The sequence below is a fragment of the Rhodoferax ferrireducens T118 genome, assembly GCF_000013605.1.
Lineage (GTDB): Bacteria > Pseudomonadota > Gammaproteobacteria > Burkholderiales > Burkholderiaceae_C > Rhodoferax > Rhodoferax ferrireducens.
This window is the reverse complement of sequence record NC_007908.1, coordinates 4,436,571-4,455,787: the sequence shown is the minus strand read 5'-3', so window position 1 is coordinate 4,455,787 and position 19,217 is coordinate 4,436,571. Positions and strand designations below refer to the sequence as shown.

Genomic DNA, 19,217 nt, shown 5'->3' with positions numbered 1-19,217 from the left:
GATCAACCATTGTAGGTACCACCAGCCACCTTCAGACTCGGCAGAGGTGGTGTTGGTGCGCCTGAACAGGCGGCTTTGCAGGCCAGCGGCCCGTGGTCCAGCCAATCTGCCCACAGCGCCTGCCAGGTGGGCCATTGATGTTTGCCAGGGAGTACGCGCACGTGATCCTCGGGCAGTAAATTCGAGAGCAATTGCTGCCCGCTCAGGAATCGGTCGGCGCTGCCGGTGCCTAAATACACCGGGGTTTTCCATTCGCCTTTTATGGATTCCCGGCCCAGCCATTGCCACCACTTGCGTTCATCCAAAACGCTGCTTGGGTTCTGACACCAGGCAAGCGCGCCGCCTGCGGTGCGGATTTCAGCCAGGACATCGCCCGTGCCGGGATAAGGGGCTATCAGAAAGATGCCTGAGGCCTGCTCGGCATGGTGGGCCACATAGTGCAGCGCGCTGAAGGCACCCATGGAAATACCCGCCAGCCAGACCGCACGATAGCCTTCGGCACGCGCGGGTTGCAGCACTTCTGCGTGCAGTGCGTCGACCAGACTCTTGTCGATCACATATTGCGCCGTGACATCGACCAGACGCAGATCCACGGGTAACTGGCGCTGGCGTACAGCCTCCACAAAACCTTGGTCGTAAAAGTCATCAATGCTTGACAGTGCAGGCGGCAGCAGCACCAGAAGCGTGTCGCTGCGTTGGGTGGCGGTGTGCAGATCAGTGCGGGTGTGCATCAGTGCGCTCTCGCGTCAGGATGGCGGCAAAGACCAGGGCCAGAAAAGCCCCGGGTGCCACGGTGCTGCCAATGGCAGCCAGCACCGGCACTTTGGACAGGCCCAGCAAGCCAAAGCTGCCCACTGAAGTCAGGTTGGCGACCAGCAGGGCCACTTGTGTTTGCTGGCGGTAGGCGGCACTGCCAGTCTGTGCGCTGCGGTCAAAGAACAGGGCGTAATTGGAGCCAACAGCCACCACCAGCAACAAGCCCACCAGGTGCAGGATGGTGAGCTGGATGCCCTGCAGCAGCAGGATGGCGGTGACACACACCACGGCACACGCCAGGGGTGCCGCCACCCGCAGGGTGCGAACCCAGGAACGCAGTGAGGCCAGCAGCAGCGCCAGGATGAACAGACAGCCCAGGCCCGACAGCCACAAAGCCTCATGGCGGTAACCGTCAAACAGGCTGCTGGACTCTTCCAGCATGTCGATCACCACCGCGTCATTCAAGCCTTTGGCGCGCAGCGCCGCATGCACCTGGTCCAGCGGGAGGTTGTCCGCCAAGGGGCCGTTGGTCATGGGGCGCAAGGGCATCAGCACCAGGATATCAGACGTGCGTGGGATCAGCATGGAGTCCACCATCAGCGCCACGGATGTGCCGTCCAAGTCCTTTCGCTGCAGGGGCGGGTGTTTTTGTGCGGTTTGCAGGTCGCTCAGAAACGGGGCCAGTCGTTCAGCCCGAACCGGCAAGTCTTGCAGTGCTTGTTGCAAGCGCGCGGGTGCCTGTGCCGCGTCGGGCAACGCGGCTTGTCTGGCATGCTGCAAGGCTACGCTGGGCAGTACGGTGGCGGGTGAGCTGAAGCCCGCCATCACTTGCGCTGTCACCAGGCTTTGCAGCACGGTGCCCGCACGCTCGGCTTGTTGCAGCGCGGCCTCCTGGTTCGGTGCGGTCAGCGCCATGATGTAGCGTGTATCGGTTCCACCCAGGTCGCCACGCAGTTGCTCGTCCACTTGCCGTTCGGATTGGGGAATGGGATTGAGGCCGGAGAGGTGGCGATTCCAGATGCTGCCGTTGTGCAGCAGCACGGCAGCGCAGGCCGCCAGCGCCAACGCGACCACCGGCCAGCGCAGCGCGGCGGCGCGTTCGATGCCATGATCCAGTTTGACCGCCATCCGGCTGAGGTCGCGCAAGGCCAATTTCCGCGGTGTCAGGACGGGCAGCACGTAGCGTGTGACCAGCACGGCCGCCACCAGCCCGCTGATGGAATACAGACCCAGTTGGGCCAGGCCAGGGAAGCTGGAGCTCAGCAGGGCGGCAAAACCTGCAATGGAGGTCAGGACACCCAGCCAGATGGTGCGCCAGAAATGGGGCGAGACCTGGGTGCTGCTGCGTTGAATGAAGAAGTAGATCGAGTAGTCCACCGCTTCACCAATCAGGGTGGTGCCAAAGCCCAGCGTCAGACCATGTACCTGACCAAAGCCCAGACTCACGGCGGCGATGCCGGCAGCGACCCCGGACAGCACCGGCAGCAAGCCCAAGACCAGGAGGGTGGGTGAGCGGTAGACCGCCAGCAGCAGGCAGACCACCAGGACAAAACTGGCGGTGGCCAGGCGCTCGACCTCGTTCTGAATGGTGGCGCGCGAGGCCACCGAGGAGACACCCGCACCACTCATCACCAGACGGGCATCCGGGTTGCGCCCAGGCAATGCGGCAAACAGCGCACGGGTGGTGTTGACCGTTTGGGACTGGGCTTCGGTATCAGATCCGGCTGCGCGGGTAAAGGCCAGCAGCAAGGCGCGTTTGCCGTCGCGTGAGGCCCAGGCGCCGTTGCTGTTCTGCGGTTGATTGAGGCCTGAGAATTGCTCCAGTAGGTGCAGGGTTTCGCCAGTGGGGTCGCGTGTAAACAATCGTTTGATGCTCATGCCGGCATCACCGGACAATGCGTCGATGGAATTGCTGATGGCGGTGTGTAAACCTTCGGCCTCAAAGTGCGCGGGCGTGACTGCCGGACTGAGCAGGTAGCGGTTGTCGAAGAAGTACGCTCGGTCACGCTCCATGGTTTCTTCCTGGCCGTTTTGCACGGCGACAAACAGGCCACTCTGCTGCAAATCTTTGGCCAGGGCGCGTGACAGTCGGGCGCGTTCGGCGGCATCGCCGCCTTCGATGCCCATCATGATCAGTCGGGCCACCGCACCATCGCGCAGTTGGTCAATCAGGAGTTGCTGGCGTGCATTGGGTGTACGGGGCATGAAGGCTGACAAATCCGCGACAAAGTGGGTTTGCAGCATCACCAGCAGGCAGGCCAACAGGCCTGCGAGCCAGATCACCAGCGGCAGTGCGCGGCGTTTAGTTGTCATGGGCTTGATTCCCAAAATTCAAAAAAATTGAACCAGTTGTAGGGCGCTGCCTTGCAGTGCCGCTCCAGGGAGGTGACGTATTTTTGGAGTGTCTCGCGAACCGCTTGATCGCGTTGGTCGCGGGTGATGCCAGCAAAGTCGGCCAGTGGCTCAAAGTGCACCTCATAACGATTGCCTCCGCAGTACAGCCCGGTCATGAAGTAGACCGGGTAGCCGAGCATGGCGGCCATGCGAAACGGGCCGGTTGGAAAGCGTGCGGGGGCTCCCAGAAACGGCAGGCTGAGGTAGTGGTCCGGGCCAGCGGCACGGTCGGCCAGGACACCGACCATTGCGCCCGTTTCCAGCTTGTGGTGGATGGTCAGCATGGAATCCATCTGGCCCAGTGCAATGATGCCGGTGATCGCTTGCGGATTGATGGCTGCCAGCGCGCGGTTGAGCTGGCGGGCATTCTCCGGGTACATCGCAATGCAGGAGTTGTGTTGATGGCTTCGGCCATGGGTGAGCAAGACCTCGAAACTACCCATGTGTGCGCCGAACAGCAGCATGCCTTGGCCGTTACTGATTGGCTCTGCGCCAAACACCTGGATGTCAAACAGCTCAGTCTGGTTGTTGAGCAGGTAGAAACGGTCATGAATGGTGCTGGCAAAAGCCAGGATGTGCCGGTAGAGGTCGCCCCAGGTGACCCTGCGTTGCAGGGCACGTTCCAGGTAACTGCGTGAGGCTTTGCGGGCCGTGGGGGCGGCTAGCAGAAAGTACAGGGCAATGCCATAGACCACGATGCGCGAGAGGCGACGCCCAAACAGCAGGGAAATACGGCTCATCAGCTGGAGCAGGAAAAAGCTGCCGCGCTCTTCGTGCTGCATCCATGCAGGCTTGTCGTCAACCTGTTTGGGGGGTGTAGGCTCACTCATGGGTTGCGCTTGGTGGCAAGGGAAAGCGGCCGCTGGCAATCTTGCGTGTCGCGCTACGAATTTCGAAGCGCACGGCAGAGTTGCCGACTTCAAAACCAAGTTCGAGAGGGTCGGCAGGCGTGGCTGGACTGTGGAATTTGGCTTCGGCCAGCGCCTGGAGGTGGTGACCCAGTTGGGCTTCAATAGCCGCCTGCGCCCAATCCAGCAACAGCACGCCGGGCACGATCGGGTGCCCGGGGAAATGGCCCGCAAACACCGGATGGTCCGCAGCAAATGGCAGTGCGACAACAGGCATATCAGGTCCTTGTGGCAAGGTGTTTGGCGCGCAGCCCGGCCAGGGTTGAGGCGGCCAATTTCCCGCTGGTATCACGCGGCAAGGTGGCTAGAAGGACCAGTGGGCGGGGCAGGAACACCGGGTCCACATGCTGGCGCAAGCTGGCCTGGATAGCGGTGCCTGTGAGCGAGGGGGCCACCACAAAGGCCATCAGGCGCGGCACGTCGTCGGCTGATTCACCGTCGTGCATGCAGAAAACGCCGTCCTCCACGCCGGGCAGGCTGAGCAGGAGCTGGTTGAGAAAAGCCAGCGAATTGCGTTTGCCGACGATGTTGATCATGTCCGAGTTGCGCCCTCGCAGGTAGAAGCGGCTCGGGCTCAGCAACTCCACCACATCGTTGAGGGTTTGCGGCGCATCAAAGTGCTCGGCGTGGGCGTGGGTCAGGTCTTGGTTCTGTTGCAGCGAAATGCCGGCATAGGTTTCCCACTGCGCCCCTTGGGTGGGCCGCCGGGTCGCCAGCGCACCGGTTTCGGTGGAGCCGTAGATTTCCACCATGGGTGCATTCAACTGGGCTTCGACTTCCTGGGCCAGTTCCAGTGACAGCGGGGCCGTGGCCGACAGCACGGCGCTGACGCGGGGCAAGGTGATCTGAGCGTCCATCAGCTTGCGCAAGTGAAAGGGGGTGGAAACCAGCAGGCGTGGTTCGGGCAGTTCGGCCAGGGCGCTGGCCACATCGGACGGAAAGAACGGTTGGCTGGCACTGAACTGGCCACCCCCAAAGATCGGCAGCAGCACGGTTGCTTCCAGCCCGAACATGTGCTGGGGCGACACGGTGCCCAGCACTGAGCAGGGGCCACCAGCGGCTTCCCACATGCGCTGGGCCTCGGTCAGGGCGCACTTGTGCATGCGCCAGAAGCTCATGCTGTGGGCCTGTGGTTTGCCGGTCGAGCCAGAGGTGAAGATACGCACAATCTGTTGGCTGCGTGGAATCTGCGGCATAGCCAGTGGCGCGTCGGCTGCCAACGGTGTGGTGTGTGGAACCTGCACATAGGGCATGTGCGCCACCATGGGCTTGGTTTGCTCACCCAGGCAGATGGCGTCGGGGAAATCGGCAAACAGTGCCGCCATGTTTTCCGGGGCCGTTGAGTTTTGCAGCAGGCTCACGATGCCGCGGCTGATGGCTGCAAACAGGGCCACGGAGAACCAGTAGCGGTCCTTGCACAGGTTGAAGACATGTCCGGTCTGCGGCAGTCGTGCAGCCAAAGCCAGGATGTCGCGCAGGAACTCGGCCTGGCTGACCGGGCGCTGGTTGCAGTAGGCAATGGTTTGGGTGCTCAAGGAGCCGGGTAAAAGGGGCAAGGTGTTCATGCGAGGGGAGCAAGGAGATTCTGGGGAGATGCCGGTGGCTTGACCATCACACCAGCACGGCCACGCAGCAGCAGACGTTCATGGCAGAGGACGCTGAACTCATACAGCAGACTCACCTCGTTGCCCGATATCCGGGTGGCCTGAATGGTGATCTCGGCCCCCACATTGTCCAGTCGGGGTGTCCACCATTGCACATTGCGCACACTGGTGAGGTAACCGACTTCAGGCAGCTGGTCCACGGGGGCCAACAGGGCACCATGCACCGCCATGGCTTGCGCCGCATATTCGATACCGGCGCTGATGGGCAGTCCATGTGTATTGCGCAGCGGGTTGTCCAGCGCCACGTGGTTGTGGGCCAGGCATTGGATGGAGGTGTCGTCCCATTGCTTAACCACCTCCAGCAGGCACATGGTGCCCTGGTGCGGAATGTGGCGCTGAATCCAGGCTCGGTCAATGGTCATGCTTGCAGCGTGATGGACAGGTTGAGCCCCTGCAGGTACTCGATCACCAGCGTCTGCGGCTGCGTCGTGGCCAAGGCCGAAAGCAACGGCAGTGCGCGGGCGGCCGGCACGTTGCCGCGCATGGCTTCGAGTTCCGGGATGGGCATGGGATGGATAGGGGTCTGAGTCAGCGAAATCGTCAGGCCACACAGGGTAGAGGCGCTACGCACCGGTGTCAGCAGCAGTGCGACACCAAAAGCGTGGGTGACGCTGCGCAGGGTATGCAGGGGCTCTGGATAGGGGGTGTCGAACACGACCAGCAAGCAGGACTGGGCGTTGCTGTGAATTTGGCTGGCGGCCTCCAACAGTGCGGCACCAAAGCCTGCATCCTGTGCACTCAGACTGGTGGAGGGTCGTTGGCTGCCTGTTGCAATGCTCCAGTACCCGGCGGCTGCGTTGTGCACCGAATTGTGAAAGCGGGTGGGAGAAATCGCACGGTCAGGCGAAGCCAGGCTTTCCAGGATCTGGTGGCAGTTGTCGCAATCGCCAGCACTTGATGCAAATACCGTGCCCAAATGCTGGAGATCAGCTGACGATGCTTGGGCTGCGTCATAAGCAACGGCCATCGCCAGCTTGACCGCCACACCCAGCCGACGGCGTTCCGCAGCGGGCAGGGAGTCGATGCTGGGCAGTTGCAAGGGTGTTGCCCGGTAGGTTTGCGGTGCAGCGAGCACGGCACGGGCATGCGTCCATCCATCGAGCCCAGGTGCATACAAGCCGATACCGTCAACAAAAACCTGCAGTGCCGTCATGCCCTTTTCCGGGAGAACAGCAAACTGCAATTGCTGCCGCCAAAACCAAAGGAGTTGCTCAGTGCGTGGGTAATGGCCTGCTCCTGGTTTGTCAAAAGGTAATTGCAATGCAGGCGTGGATCGGGGGTGCGGGTGCCGACACCGCCGGGTAAAAAATCATGGCGTAGCGCCAACGCGCAGATCACGGCTTCCACACTGCCGGCGGCTCCCAAGGTGTGGCCGGTGTGACCCTTGGTAGAGCTGCAGGGGGTGTTTGTGCCGAACACTGCGGTCACCCCTAGATCTTCGACCGCGTCGTTGCTGGGAGTGGCCGTGCCGTGCAGGTTGATATAGCCAATGGTCTGCGGCTGCAGCCCTGCCATGTCCAGGGCAGCTTGCATGGCCAGGCGCGCACCCCGTCCCTCGGGGTGGGGCGATGACATGTGGTGCGCATCGCTGGACTCGCCGACACCACTGAGCAGGAGGTCATCTGTCTGGGCCTGATCGGCACGTTCAAGCAAGATGAAGGCCGCGCCCTCACCAATCGAAATGCCGTCGCGCTGGGCATCAAAGGGCATGCAGGGGCGGTTGGATATCAATTGCAGTGAATTGAAGCCGTAGACAGTGGTCAGGCACAGGGAGTCGACACCCCCCACCACGGCAGCATCAATCAGGCCGCAGCCGATCATGCGCTGGGCGATGCCAAATACTTTGGCGCTGGATGAGCAGGCGGTAGAGACCACACACGCAGGCCCTTGCAGATCGGCGTAATGGCGCACGAAATCCGCCACGGAGAACATGTTGTGGGTATGCCGGTAACTGTGACTGGCAGGCAGGGCACCGCTGACCGGGTCACGCTGGCGATAAGCTTGCTCTGAACTCAGGATGCCCGATGTGCTGCTGCCCAGAAATACGCCGATGCGTTGTCGGCCATAGTGTTCTGCTGCGGTTTGCACACTCTGCATGAAACCGTCCTGTTCCAGAGCGAGCTGGGCCAGGCGGTTGTTGCGGCAGTCGAATGCTTGCATGTCGGCGCGTAGGTTGATGGCATCCAGGCCATCAACCTCGCCCAGGCAAGTGGGCAGGTCCACCGTCTCCCAGGAACGTGCCTGCAAGCCGCTGCGTTGCGCGCGCAGTGCACTCAATGTGTCGGTAAGGCCACGCCCCAACGCGGTGGTGGTTGTGAATGTATTTATTAAGAGTGGCTGCACGGTGAATTCACATGGTGGAATGCTGAAATTTTACTTGACCAGGGTGCGTGCACCTCTTGCTGTGTGTTGGCAAACGGGGTGCCATTGCCTAATGGCTGTTCTGTCTTGATCAAGTCTTGTGCGTTCAGTGGCTGGGGCTCATGGTGCAGAGACTTCAGCTTTCGCTTTCGATGGGGATGCATGCATGGGCCAGCGTGACAGGGGTCAGCCCGTGCGCCCGGATGGCATCCAGCAACCTGGGCAGCACCGCCACAATCAGCGCCTCGCCCGAAGGCGTGCGTGCTGCATTGCCATCGTGCAACAGCAAAATATCACCCGCTGCGAGTTGGTGGCTCAGTCGCCGCAAGACTTTTTCAGGATCACGCTCGCGGGTATCAAAACCACGGCGGGTCCAGGTGGCCAACTGCAGGCCCAATCCATGCAGAACCGGGTCCAGAAAGGGATTGCGTAGGCCGGCGACAGCACGATAGAAGTGGGGTGTCTGGCCCGTGATGCGCTGCAGGATGTGTTGCCCATCCTCAATTTCGCGTCGCCAGCCAGCGGGCCCCGAGAGTGCACACAGGGTGGGATGGCGTGCGCCGTGGTTTTCAATGGGGTGCCCCTGCGCCAGTATGCTGCGGCACAGTTCAGGATGTGCGGCGGCACGCTCGCCAATGCAGAAAAACGTCGCTTTGGCACCCTGCTGCGCGAGGATGGCCAGAACCTGTGGGGTCACCTGGGGGTCGGGGCCGTCATCAATGGTGATGGCCACTTCCGCCCGCTGTACCGCAGCAGTGGGCAGGCGCACCAGGTTGGCACCCAGGCAAGTGCTGCGTGGCCACAGGCTGGCCGCCATCAGCACCAACTGACTGAGGAGAACAATGGCGGCCGCCCAGCGCCATTCATGAGGGGAAATCAGAAACCACACCAGTGCCGCGACATGTAATGCCAGCTGGGCCAGCAGAAACGGTCCAGGGTGCCACGGGCGAGGTTTGGCCAGGGGTGTTTGTGCGGGCCTTGGCAGGTTCAAGGTGCAACAACTTTGGAGATGGTCATTTCAGAGCGGTCACCGTCGATCTGATCAAATGTGATGGTCTTGATGGCTGCATCGGCACCCCCAATACGGATTTGGCTCACCACCTTGGTCACGGCTTTTTGCACCGGTGTCAGGGTCAGTTGCCATTTGTTTTGCACGCCGGTGAATTCGATGGTGTAGTTTTTTTCCAGCGCGGCCTGGTCACCACTGAGGGTACCGCGAATGCTGTCGACCACAGCGGCCAACTCTGGGTGGTCCTGCAGACGCAGGTAGAGTGGTTGCTTTTCATGCAGGGTGACGGTCAGCTTGTCGCCGTCCAGCAGCATGATTTCCGGGTGGGGTTTGAGGGTGCGTTTTTCCAGGCGATTCGGCGCTTCAAAAGACAGTTCACCGGAAGATTCCAGTGGCTTGTCCAGAATACCGATGTATTTTTTTTCGACAAAGCTGGCTTTGCCGGATTTCTTCTGGGCCAGCGAATGCATCAGATCGGGCAGTGCCCAGTCTGCGCCGTAGCTGCTGGCGCACAGCGCCATGCCGACGATGGCGGTGAGCAGTTTCAGGCGATGCAAGGGTTGTGAGGGCATGTCAGCGTTGCTCATAGGAACGATAGGCCTGGATGGTCTGGGCGATGCTGAAGTGGGCGCGATCAGGCAGTACCCGCACCCGCACCAGGTATTCAATGACAAACATCAGCCCGACGAAGACCGGAGTGAGCAGGTTGGCAAAGTAGGACCAGACGGTAATCGGCCCCCAGAAAAACAGGCCTACCGACACCACCCCACTGGTCACAAAGTACACGGTCCAGACTAGCGTGACCTTCCATGTGTAGCGCATGTAGGTTGGATCAACCGGGCCAGGCAGCATCAGGCGTGTGACACGTGAGCACAGAGCCTCGGCATCGCCACGCCCCAGTGTGCTGCCAAAGGTGAGGGCCAGCAGCGACATGGCGCCGGCATGTTGCATGAAATACAGCCAGTTGACGTGGTTGCGCAGGGCACCAAGATACAACAGCACGGTGAGCGCCAGTGCCGCAAGCAGGGTCAGGGCCAACCAGCGCATGCGGGAATGCCAGGCAGCGAGCAAGGCCATGACGGTCAGAGGGGTCACCCCCAGTGCCAGCATCAGCAAGCTGGGGTGTTCGTTGATGGTCAACAGGTGGCTGAAAGCCAGGTACGCAGCGCCTGCGATGGCAATTACCGCAAACACCAGGAGCCGCGTGAGGCGGGTCACTTGGTGCGCTTTTCCGCGATATAGGCACTCAGGCTGCGCAGCGACTTGAAGATGGCGAAGTTGTCTTCACCCTCGGTCTTCATCTGAATGCCATATTGTTTGGACACCACCAGCGCAATTTCCAGAATGTCAATGGAATCCAGGCCCAAGCCATCGCCGTACAACTCGGAGTCGGCTTGGATGCTCTCTGGTGCGACCTCAAGATTCAGCGCCGAGACCATGAGTTGAGCCACTTCGCGTTCGAGTTTTGCGTTGGCCTCAGCGGGACTGGATAGGGTAGTCATGGGGGAAAAGATTCGTGGAATAATTGGTTTGCGGCGCAAGTTGGTCTGATGCCGTGGCAGTGTTCCTTGTGAACGATTCTTGCCATCGCGGGAGCCGCAATCGGGGATTGCCACGCATTTTAGTGTACTCAAGACATCTTCCAAGTCCCTTCTTCCAGCATGCCCTCTGATTTTTCTCCCCCGCCTGTTGTCGATTGGCGCGCGATTTTCCTGAATGATTTCTGGTTCAAATTTTTTGGCACCAGTGCATTCATGTCGGTTTTTTTCTGGGCCTACCTTTTTTTGCTGAAGAACCCCGTGTTCCCCGTCACCACCATGCCGCTGACGGTGGTGGACCGGTGGATCGGTTTTTTGCCGTTGGCGCTGGTTCCCTATTTGTCTCTGTGGATTTATTGTTCGTTGCCCGTGATGTTGATGCCTGCGCGCACCCGGCTGCTGAACTTTGGTGTCTGGATTGGCCTCATGTGCTTGTTCGCCCTGGCCATTTTTTACTGGTGGCCCAACGCCGTGCCACCGGCCGACATCGATTGGGCGCAGTATCCAAGCGTGGCTTTTCTCAAAGCGGTGGATGCGGCTGGTAATGCTTGTCCATCGCTGCACGTGGCGGCGGCGGTGTATTCGAGTTTCTGGCTGTACTGGTTGATGTGGGAGGTGCGCCTGGGGTGGCGCGCGCAGTCGATTCAGATGTTGTGGGGCGTTGCTATTTTGTACTCCACCATGGCCACCAAGCAGCATGTGTCGCTGGATGTGCTGGCCGGTACCGCACTGGGAATCGTGTTTGCCTGGAGCTCCAGGTGGTTTGATCGCAAACTGCAGTCGGTGCGCTGAACGGCGGGACGCCGCTGACTCAGGGCATCGGCAACCCCGTCCATAAAAGAAATGCCAGATAAATGGCGTGCGATGATTACTATTTATGCACTATTACCTAGCAAGGCGAATCTTGTGCACATGATGTGGCGAGATTTCTTCAACCCATGAACGAACACGACATTGCATTCCGCTCCGAATTAAAAGCGTACATCCTCTCTGCCGTGGATAAGACAGAACCTGCCGATGGACTGCGCGACGACGAGCCGTGGTTCGGGTCAGAGTCCCGGTTGGATCTCGATTCACTCGATGCCCTGCAGATTTCCATGGCGATTCAAAAAAAGTACCGCGTGCGCATGCCCGACAGCAAAGACACGCGTCGCGCGATGGTCTCGTTGTTGGCCTTGGCTGAGTATCTGCGCACGCATCAACCGACATGAAACCGGTCTATCTCGCGGGCCGTGGGCTGGCCTGTGCGCTGGGTTTGACGGTGAAAACGTCGTTGACGGCCTTGTCCCGAGGGAGTGACACGGCTGCCACCTGTGTTTTGCCTGGTGAGTCAGCCCCCAGTTTTCCTTATCGTGCCATAGCTGATACCCAGAGTGACTGGAATGAGCGCGCCTGCACGCTTATTCGGCGGGTCGCCCTGGAGGCCGGGGCCGAACGGGCCTGTGACGGGGCCTTGTTCATTGCCACATCGTCGTTTGACATCGGTGCCGTGGAGCAGGGTGCCGCAGGCATGGATTACCAGGCCTTCGCCGACAAGGTCGCCAGCTGGTTGCAGTGGCGCGGGCCGGTGTATGTGCTCAGCACGGCCTGCACCTCCAGTCTCAACGCCATGATGGCGGCACATGCCTTGCTCCGCAGCGGCGAGGTGGAGGATGCCTTGGTACTGGGTGTAGAACTGAGCAACCAACTGACTTTGGGTGGTTTTGCCGCCTTGCAATTGCTCTCGCCAGATCGCAGCAAACCTTTTGGCCAGGATCGCAACGGTCTGGTCCTGGGTGAAGCGGTTGCTGCATTACGTCTCTCCAACCACCAAAACTCGCCCTGGCAAATGCTCGGGGGTGCCAACGTGGTGGATGGTCGGCAGCCGACCAGCGCCTCAGCCCTTGCCATTGTGAACATGTACCAAAGTGCTTTGGCGCAATGTGGTTTGGCTGCGCAGGCCATCGACCTAGTCAAGGTACAGGCCGCGGGCAGTCCGGGCAACGATGCCATTGAGGCGCAAGGCTTGCGTGACATGTTTCAAGTTATCCCGCCCCTGGTTTCGCTAAAGATGGCCATCGGACACACCATGGGTGCATCCGGGGCCGCAGAAGTTGCCTTGCTTACCGCCTGCCTGGAACAAGGTGTGTGGCCGACGTATGCTGATTCGGTGGATGAAACCTTGGGCGTCAATTTCATGGCACACCAGCCGGATGCGGTTCGCCGTGTCATGGCGACTATCCTTGGATTCGGCGGCGGGCATGCCACGGTGGTGTTGGAGCGCACATGAGTCACCTTACAGTCAGCGGACGCTGCATCGCCGCCCCACCGCCTGCCGATTGGCGTGAACAACTCGCCCAATTGCTGGGTGCCAAGCCCCGTCGTATCGGCACCTGGGCGGAGCTGGGTCTGTATGGCGCATTGCGTTGCATGACTGATGCCGGTGAAAAGACGTTGCCCTCAGATGCGATATTGCTGCTGACCAGCCGCCGCGGCACCTATGCCGCAACCGACAGCGCCCTGGCGCAGATGTGTGACGGTTTGCCCATGCCACTGACGTTCTTGCAGACACAGCCGAGTCAATTGCTGGCTTTGCTGGCGGCCCAAATGGATTGGACCGGTCACGCCTGCTTTCTCGCGGCCGCGCTGCCGCAGGACTTGCTGCGTCTGGCAAGTGTGCAGACCGGACGTGGCGGTGTGCTGCTGGGCTGTGTCGACGAAACGGAGGGTGGTTCCAGCAATTGGTTGAGGCTTCGTCCTGATGCGCCGGAAAAACATGATTCTGCGGCCACTTTTGCCGCCTGGATGCCTGTGGCCCATGTTGCGCACCTGGCATAGTCAAGCCGGGAGTGACCCATGCTTGGAACGATAATAGCCATACTACTTTTTCAATATCCATCAAGGATGGATGTCTTTGCAGTTAGATGGCTCCATTGAACACAATCAAAACCCCAACCCGAGCCTCTATCAAGCGCATTCTGGTTTTGTCTTACTCGCAAACCGGGCAACTGGCCGAGATCACGCAGAGTATCGTAGCGCCGCTGCAGCAATGTCCTCACTTCAGCGTTCACATCGAGACCTTGCGACCAGTCCATCCTTATCCGTTTCCGTGGCGATTTTTCAGCTTTCTTGATGCCTTTCCTGAATCTGCCCAAATGGTGGCGCCATCGTTGCACCCTTTGTCCCTGACGGGTGACGAGGACTTCGATCTGGTGATCCTGCCCTACCAGGTCTGGTTTCTCGCCCCGTCCTTGCCCATCACCGCCTTTCTCAAACACCCGCTGGCCAAAAAGCTGTTGATGGGCAAGCCGGTGGTGACCGTCATTGCCTGTCGCAATATGTGGATGCTGGCGCAGGAGAAAACGAAAAGTTTGCTGGCTGCCTGCGGTGCACGTTTGCTCGACAACGTGGCCATGGTCGACCCCAGCTCCACGATGACCACACTGCTGACCACACCGGTGTGGCTGCTCAGCGGCAAGCGTGACTTGTTGCCGGGTTTGCCACCGGCCGGGATTGATGCGGCCAGTATCAAAGCTGCGAGCCGCTTTGGCTTCGCGTTGCGTGACGCCTTGCAAAACGACCAGGAGCGAGGCACGGCGCCCTTGCTCACCGGTTTGAATGCGGCAGATTCTGATCCGAGTCTGCTGTTCAGCGAGAAGGCGGGCACCCGAAGCTTCCACCTCTGGGGCAAGTTGCTGCGCACCGTGGGGGAGCCGGGACAGTGGCATCGCCGTCCCTTTTTGCTTCTGTATGTATGTTTTTTGATCACGCTGATTCTGAGCGTCGTGCCCTTGAGTTTGCTCATGCAGGCGGTATTGCGGCCGTTCTTGCAGCGGAAGATGGCATTGCTCAAGCAGAAATTTGACGCACCGTCGGGTTCCGGTACCGAGAGGATGGCCTTGTATGAGTTGTGATGTTTTCCTGACGCGCACAGCGTCGTATTTGCCACTGTTGCCCGTGGGCAATGACGAGATGGAGTCGGTGCTCGGCATGGTCGGCGGGCGTCCTTCCCGGGCACGTCGCATTGTGTTGCGTAACAACGGCATCCAGAGTCGTCACTATGCGCTGGACCCTACCACCGGCGAGCCGGTTATGACCAATGCCGAACTGGCGGCGCATGCTGTCCGCGCATTGGGTGACCTCGGCCCTGTGGATTGCCTGGCTGCCGCCACCTCGCGACCTGATCAATTGATGCCATCGCATGGGGTCATGGTGCATGGCGCTTTGGGTTGGCCTCGCCTGGAAGTGGTCTCGTTGGCTGGCATCTGCCTGGCCGGGGCTGCTGCCTTCAAATATGCCTGGCTGTCAGTGCGTGCGGGAGACGCGCAGCGTGCAGTTGCCGTGGCTTCCGAAATGGCCTCGCTGGCATTGCGTGCCCGCAACTTTGACGCTGAACTTGATCACAAAGTGAATGAGTTGGAAGCACGCCCCGAAATCGCTTTCGAGAAAGATTTCTTGCGCTGGATGCTGTCTGACGGTGCGGGCGCTGTGCTGCTGGAAAATAAACCCAACGGCGCGCTGAGCCTGAAAGTGCAGTGGGTGGAACTCTCCTCCGCTGCCCATGAACTGCCACCTTGCATGTATTCCGGGGCGGAAAAGAACGCCGATGATTCCTTGACCGGTTGGCAGTTATTCTCAAGTCAGGAATGCGCCGCGCGCTCAGTGTTCACGGTAAAGCAGGATGTGAAACTGCTTAATGAACATGTCGTGCGCGCCACACTCACCGAGCCCCTGCGGGAGTTGGTGAAGAAACACAACCTGGCGGGACAGCAGATCGACTGGTTCTTGCCACACTTCTCGTCCAATTACTTTGCTGACCCTGCTGCTGATGGCGTTGCAGAAGCCGGTTTGAACATCCCGCGCGAGAACTGGTTTACCAATCTAGTGCAAAAGGGCAACACAGGCTCTGCTTCTCCCTTCATCATGCTTGACGAACTGTTTCAGTCTGGTCGCATCCAGAAAGGGCACAAATTGTTGATGTTCGTCCCTGAAAGCGGTCGATTCTCCAGCGGCTTCATCTTCTTGGAAGCCGTCTGATGGACGTGAACGACGTGCCTCAAGAGGGCAATTGCACGCTGGGCAGTCATCGCAAGGCGCTGTACGCCAAGGATGCCGAGGGCATGATGGTGATCGTCCCCTCGCGTGGATCGGAAGTAGATGAGACCGTCACGATGCAGGCGGTACACCGCATGAATGCTCTGGCCGAAGAAGCCAAAACGCGTGTGCTGGCGGGTCAAAGCGCACCGCTGGAGTACTGGATGTGCGCCCGCCGTATGGATGTGGCGCTGCTGTCGCAAATCAGCGGCATCTGGCAATGGCGTATTCGCCGCCACTTCAATCCGCAGCGTTTTTCGCAGCTATCACCGCGCCTGCTGGCCCGGTATGCCGAAGCGCTCGGGCTGACCACCGCCCAGTTGCAAACCCGACCATGAACACGACCGTGACCCCTTTTCAGCATCGTCACGCGGCACATTGCGAGAGCGGTGCCGCCGCCAACCTGATGACGCACCACGGCGCGAAGCTGTCTGAAGCGATGGCCTTTGGCCTGTCTTCGGCCTTGTCCTTCGCCTACCTGCCGTTCATCAAACTCACCGGCTTCCCGCTCATTGCGTACCGCATGCCGCCCAAGTTCATCCTCAAGGGCATGAGCAAACCGTTTCAGGCCCACTTTCGTTTTGAGACCTTCCGCGCCCCTGAAGCCGGTATGCGTCGGCTCGACGAGCTGCTGGCGCAAGGCCAAGTGGTCGGGTTGCAAACCTCGGTGTTCTGGCTGCCGTATTTTCCGGAAGACATGCGCTTTCATTTCAACGCCCACAACCTGCTGGTGTACGGCAAAGACGGCGATGATTACCTGATCAGCGACCCGGTGGCAGACCTGCCGCAACGCTGCGCCAGTGCCGACCTGCAGCGTGCCCGGTTTGCCAAAGGGGCGCTCGCGCCCAAAGGCCTGCTGTATTTTCTGGAAGGCGTCGGCCGCACGGAAGTCAGAGCCGAAGCGGTTAAAAGTGCCATCAAAAAAACCGTACGCATCATGCTGGGCCCCATTCCCCTGATTGGCGTTCGAGGCATGCGCATGCTGGCCAACCGGGTGGCCAAGCTCGACACTTCGGAACACAGTCTCAACTATGTTGGCCACATCGTGCGCATGCAGGAAGAAATCGGCACCGGCGGTGCGGGTTTCCGTTTTATCTACGCGGCGTTCTTGCAGGAAGCCGCGCAAATCACTGGCCTGACTGAACTCTCCGTGCTGTCGGAGCGCCTGAATGAAACTGGCGACGGCTGGCGTGAATTCGCCTTGAAAGCCGCGCGCATGATCAAAGGCCGTGAGTCGTTCGAACCGAAAAAACTGGCAGACATGTTGCGCGGTCAAGCCGAGCGCGAGACTGAATTTTTCCGGGCGCTCAAGACCGCTGTCGCCTGATGCTGGCCATCCGCAACCTGAATTTTCGCTACCCGACGGCGAATGTCGCGGCGCTCAGTGACGTCTCGTTTGAAGCTCAACGTGGCGAAGTGCTGGGCTTGCTCGGCCCCAATGGAGCGGGGAAAACAACGCTCATTGCGCATCTCTGCGGACTGCTGGCGCTACAGAGCGGCGACATTACCATTGACCAGCAAGCCCTGGCCGTAGTACGTGCCAGCCAGCCGACGCGCATCGCCGTGGCACCGCAGGAGTACGCCTTTTATCCCAACTTGAGCGTGGTCGAGAATCTCGCCTGTTTTGCTGGCGTGGGCAGTCTGTCGGGAAGCGAGAAAAAATTGCGCATTGCCGAATGTCTGGCGTTTGCACAACTGGAGCGCTACGCCTCGGTGCATGCAGATCGCCTCTCAGGCGGTCTCAAGCGGCGTCTCAATCTGGCGATTGCCTTGCTGCACCGTCCTGAGTTGTTGTTGTTCGACGAACCCAGCGTCGGCGTGGACCCCCAATCGCGGGCTTTTTTACTGCAAGCCATCAAACAGCTGGCGCAGGATGGGTGTGCCGTGATTTACACCTCGCACTACATGGAAGAAGTCCAGGCCATTGCCGATCGCGTGGTCATCCTTGATCAAGGCCGGGTGTTGATCAAAGGGCCCCTGGCCGAACTGCTCAACGCCAACGGAACGTTGCTGCAATTGGCGCTTGAAGGCGATGAACCAGAACGCTTGCAATCCTTGCTGTCACCCTTTGGCGACGTCACGCTGCTGGGTACGGGCGTGCAGCTCACGCTGGCGTCACGGCGTAGTTTGGCTGGCGTCATCGCGGCCGTGGACGCGGCCGGTCTGGTGGTCCGCCATGCGCGTTTTGGCCACGCCGATTTGGAGCAATTGTTCATGTCGCTCACACACCACTCATTGCGAGACTGATCATGCTGCTGGCTTTGATGAAAAAAGAACTGCTGGCGTTGTCACGCGACATCCATGGCATGGGGGCGCTGTTCATCATGCCGATGGTGTTCATCATCGTCATGTCGATGGCGCTGAAAGACGTCTACACCCCCGCTACCAAGAGCCTGGCCTACGCCGTCGTCAATCAGGACCAAGGAAAAACGGCCGACAAACTGATCGAACGCTGGACCCAGGAAGCAGGAGCCGCACAGCCATTGCCCGAACAATGGCAAGACGAAGTGCGCGCCGGCCGCCTGAAATATGTGTTGCTGGTTGAAGCGGGATTTTCCAAAGTCATGGATGACCTTGCCAGTCATGGTGATGCCAAAGCGCGCCTGCTCACCGAGCCCGGTCTAGACAACAGCGTGTTCGCGACCAACCGCATGCGTCTGCTCGCCATCGCCGCACAACTGCGTGTGGAAGGCCTGCTGGCCAAGCTGCCCCGCCAACTGAATACCTCCGCGCTGACGGGTGACGCGCCCGTGGCGGCGGAGCGCATGAGCGTGGGGCCGCGCCCGACTGCGGTGCAGCAAAACGTGCCCGCCTGGCTTGTATTCGGCATGTTCTTTGTGGTGGCTTCTATCGCGGGCTTGTTCGTGGAAGAACGTGCATGCGGCGCCCTGTCGCGCTTGCGCAGCCTGGGTGCCAGGCCGTGGCAGTTGATCGTGAGCAAAATTATTCCTTATCTGGCCGTCAACGGCGTACAGGCGGCGCTGATGCTGGCGGTCGGTGTCTGGCTTATGCCCCAGATCGGCGGTGAAGGTTTGTCGCTTCAGGGTATTGACTGGGGCGCGTTGCTGCTGATGCTGTTGGCCATCAGTCTGGCCGCCGTCAGTCTGGCGTTGACCGTAGCCTGTCTCGTCAGCACCCACGCGCAGGCCGCCACCTTGGGCCCCATTCTCAACGTGCTGATGGCCGCCTTGGGCGGCGTAATGGTGCCACTGTTTGTGATGCCTCCAGTGATGCAAAAGATTGCAGCCTACTCCCCCATGAACTGGGGTCTGGAAGGCTTGCTTAATGTGTTGCTCCGCAACGGCGACGTCGCCAGCGTACTGTCCCAAGTCGGCCGACTGGCGGGTTTTTCAGCGCTGATGTTGATGATTGCCTTTTTACTGTTCCGACGGCGGATTTGACGCAGAAATCGCCCTAAATCCGGCAGTTACCTGACCAAAACACGCCGCCAAACCAATACTGGTGCGGGTTTGCGAATTTTAGTAAACGCACCCAGCAGGTAAACAACTACGCA

At 60.0% G+C, this 19,217-nt stretch carries 23 protein-coding genes; 10 read left to right on the top strand and 13 right to left on the bottom strand.

All coding sequences use genetic code 11. From position 1 onward, the window contains the following. Nucleotides 1-2 precede the first annotated feature (2 nt). The 13 genes from RFER_RS20235 to RFER_RS24990 all read right to left on the bottom strand — a co-directional run bounded on the left by RFER_RS20235 (nucleotide 3) and on the right by RFER_RS24990 (nucleotide 10,848). Nucleotides 3-731 (bottom strand): alpha/beta hydrolase-fold protein, encoded by a 729-nt coding sequence (locus tag RFER_RS20235; RefSeq protein ID WP_011466251.1) that lies wholly within the window; start codon nucleotides 729-731, stop codon nucleotides 3-5. Next, the gene (locus RFER_RS20230; RefSeq protein ID WP_011466250.1) at nucleotides 715-3,069 is read right to left on the bottom strand and encodes an MMPL family transporter; all 2,355 of its coding nucleotides are present in this window, start codon (nucleotides 3,067-3,069) and stop codon (nucleotides 715-717) included. The genes RFER_RS20235 and RFER_RS20230 overlap by 17 nt, the downstream gene beginning before the upstream one ends. Then, nucleotides 3,066-3,980, bottom strand: a complete 915-nt coding sequence (locus RFER_RS20225; RefSeq protein WP_011466249.1) for an acyl-CoA synthetase — start codon at nucleotides 3,978-3,980, stop codon at nucleotides 3,066-3,068. Before RFER_RS20225 ends, RFER_RS20230 begins: the two co-directional genes overlap by 4 nt. Then, nucleotides 3,973-4,275 carry a 3-hydroxyacyl-ACP dehydratase FabZ family protein gene (locus RFER_RS20220; protein WP_011466248.1) on the bottom strand — a complete coding sequence of 101 codons (303 nt, stop codon included), beginning with the start codon at nucleotides 4,273-4,275 and terminating at the stop codon, nucleotides 3,973-3,975. Before RFER_RS20220 ends, RFER_RS20225 begins: the two co-directional genes overlap by 8 nt. A gap of 1 nt (nucleotide 4,276) precedes the next feature. After that, entirely contained in the window at nucleotides 4,277-5,623 is a 1,347-nt protein-coding gene (locus RFER_RS20215; protein WP_011466247.1) for an AMP-binding protein, read from the bottom strand. Next, complete coding sequence (locus RFER_RS20210; RefSeq protein WP_011466246.1) at nucleotides 5,620-6,084, bottom strand: hypothetical protein; 465 nt, start codon at nucleotides 6,082-6,084, stop codon at nucleotides 5,620-5,622. Before RFER_RS20210 ends, RFER_RS20215 begins: the two co-directional genes overlap by 4 nt. Beyond that, nucleotides 6,081-6,875 (bottom strand): beta-ketoacyl synthase chain length factor, encoded by a 795-nt coding sequence (locus RFER_RS20205; RefSeq protein ID WP_011466245.1) that lies wholly within the window; start codon nucleotides 6,873-6,875, stop codon nucleotides 6,081-6,083. The genes RFER_RS20210 and RFER_RS20205 overlap by 4 nt, the downstream gene beginning before the upstream one ends. Next, a complete protein-coding gene (locus RFER_RS20200; RefSeq protein ID WP_011466244.1) occupies nucleotides 6,872-8,065 on the bottom strand; it encodes a beta-ketoacyl-[acyl-carrier-protein] synthase family protein in 1,194 nt (397 codons plus the stop codon). Before RFER_RS20200 ends, RFER_RS20205 begins: the two co-directional genes overlap by 4 nt. Nucleotides 8,066-8,219: 154 nt before the next feature. Continuing rightward, the gene (locus RFER_RS20195) at nucleotides 8,220-9,074 is read right to left on the bottom strand and encodes a polysaccharide deacetylase family protein (RefSeq protein ID WP_011466243.1); all 855 of its coding nucleotides are present in this window, start codon (nucleotides 9,072-9,074) and stop codon (nucleotides 8,220-8,222) included. After that, entirely contained in the window at nucleotides 9,071-9,664 is a 594-nt protein-coding gene (locus RFER_RS20190; protein WP_011466242.1) for a LolA family protein, read from the bottom strand. Before RFER_RS20190 ends, RFER_RS20195 begins: the two co-directional genes overlap by 4 nt. Nucleotide 9,665: 1 nt before the next feature. After that, nucleotides 9,666-10,310, bottom strand: a complete 645-nt coding sequence (locus tag RFER_RS20185) for a hypothetical protein (RefSeq protein WP_011466241.1) — start codon at nucleotides 10,308-10,310, stop codon at nucleotides 9,666-9,668. Next, complete coding sequence (locus RFER_RS20180) at nucleotides 10,307-10,594, bottom strand: phosphopantetheine-binding protein (protein ID WP_011466240.1); 288 nt, start codon at nucleotides 10,592-10,594, stop codon at nucleotides 10,307-10,309. Before RFER_RS20180 ends, RFER_RS20185 begins: the two co-directional genes overlap by 4 nt. A gap of 128 nt (nucleotides 10,595-10,722) precedes the next feature. Beyond that, on the bottom strand, nucleotides 10,723-10,848 hold the full coding sequence (locus tag RFER_RS24990) for a hypothetical protein (RefSeq protein ID WP_279587685.1): 126 nt from the start codon (nucleotides 10,846-10,848) through the stop codon (nucleotides 10,723-10,725). On the opposite strand from RFER_RS24990, the gene RFER_RS20175 reads away from it, so the two are divergent. The 10 genes from RFER_RS20175 to RFER_RS20130 all read left to right on the top strand — a co-directional run bounded on the left by RFER_RS20175 (nucleotide 10,847) and on the right by RFER_RS20130 (nucleotide 19,104). Then, a complete protein-coding gene (locus RFER_RS20175; protein ID WP_166485767.1) occupies nucleotides 10,847-11,422 on the top strand; it encodes a phosphatase PAP2 family protein in 576 nt (191 codons plus the stop codon). The genes RFER_RS24990 and RFER_RS20175 overlap by 2 nt on opposite strands. Nucleotides 11,423-11,568: 146 nt before the next feature. Continuing rightward, nucleotides 11,569-11,841: an acyl carrier protein gene (locus tag RFER_RS20170; protein ID WP_011466238.1), complete on the top strand. Its 273-nt coding sequence runs from the start codon at nucleotides 11,569-11,571 to the stop codon at nucleotides 11,839-11,841. After that, nucleotides 11,838-12,899 (top strand): beta-ketoacyl synthase N-terminal-like domain-containing protein, encoded by a 1,062-nt coding sequence (locus RFER_RS20165; protein ID WP_011466237.1) that lies wholly within the window; start codon nucleotides 11,838-11,840, stop codon nucleotides 12,897-12,899. The genes RFER_RS20170 and RFER_RS20165 overlap by 4 nt, the downstream gene beginning before the upstream one ends. Next, entirely contained in the window at nucleotides 12,896-13,447 is a 552-nt protein-coding gene (locus tag RFER_RS20160; protein WP_011466236.1) for a hypothetical protein, read from the top strand. Before RFER_RS20165 ends, RFER_RS20160 begins: the two co-directional genes overlap by 4 nt. Before the next feature lie 86 nt (nucleotides 13,448-13,533). Beyond that, complete coding sequence (locus RFER_RS20155) at nucleotides 13,534-14,523, top strand: hypothetical protein (protein WP_011466235.1); 990 nt, start codon at nucleotides 13,534-13,536, stop codon at nucleotides 14,521-14,523. After that, complete coding sequence (locus RFER_RS20150) at nucleotides 14,513-15,646, top strand: beta-ketoacyl-ACP synthase III (protein WP_011466234.1); 1,134 nt, start codon at nucleotides 14,513-14,515, stop codon at nucleotides 15,644-15,646. Before RFER_RS20155 ends, RFER_RS20150 begins: the two co-directional genes overlap by 11 nt. Next, complete coding sequence (locus RFER_RS20145; protein WP_011466233.1) at nucleotides 15,646-16,041, top strand: hypothetical protein; 396 nt, start codon at nucleotides 15,646-15,648, stop codon at nucleotides 16,039-16,041. Before RFER_RS20150 ends, RFER_RS20145 begins: the two co-directional genes overlap by 1 nt. Then, nucleotides 16,038-17,030 carry a BtrH N-terminal domain-containing protein gene (locus tag RFER_RS20140; protein WP_011466232.1) on the top strand — a complete coding sequence of 331 codons (993 nt, stop codon included), beginning with the start codon at nucleotides 16,038-16,040 and terminating at the stop codon, nucleotides 17,028-17,030. Before RFER_RS20145 ends, RFER_RS20140 begins: the two co-directional genes overlap by 4 nt. Continuing rightward, entirely contained in the window at nucleotides 17,030-17,950 is a 921-nt protein-coding gene (locus RFER_RS20135; RefSeq protein WP_011466231.1) for an ABC transporter ATP-binding protein, read from the top strand. Before RFER_RS20140 ends, RFER_RS20135 begins: the two co-directional genes overlap by 1 nt. A gap of 2 nt (nucleotides 17,951-17,952) precedes the next feature. Next, nucleotides 17,953-19,104: an ABC transporter permease gene (locus tag RFER_RS20130; RefSeq protein WP_011466230.1), complete on the top strand. Its 1,152-nt coding sequence runs from the start codon at nucleotides 17,953-17,955 to the stop codon at nucleotides 19,102-19,104. Nucleotides 19,105-19,217: the final 113 nt, after the last annotated feature.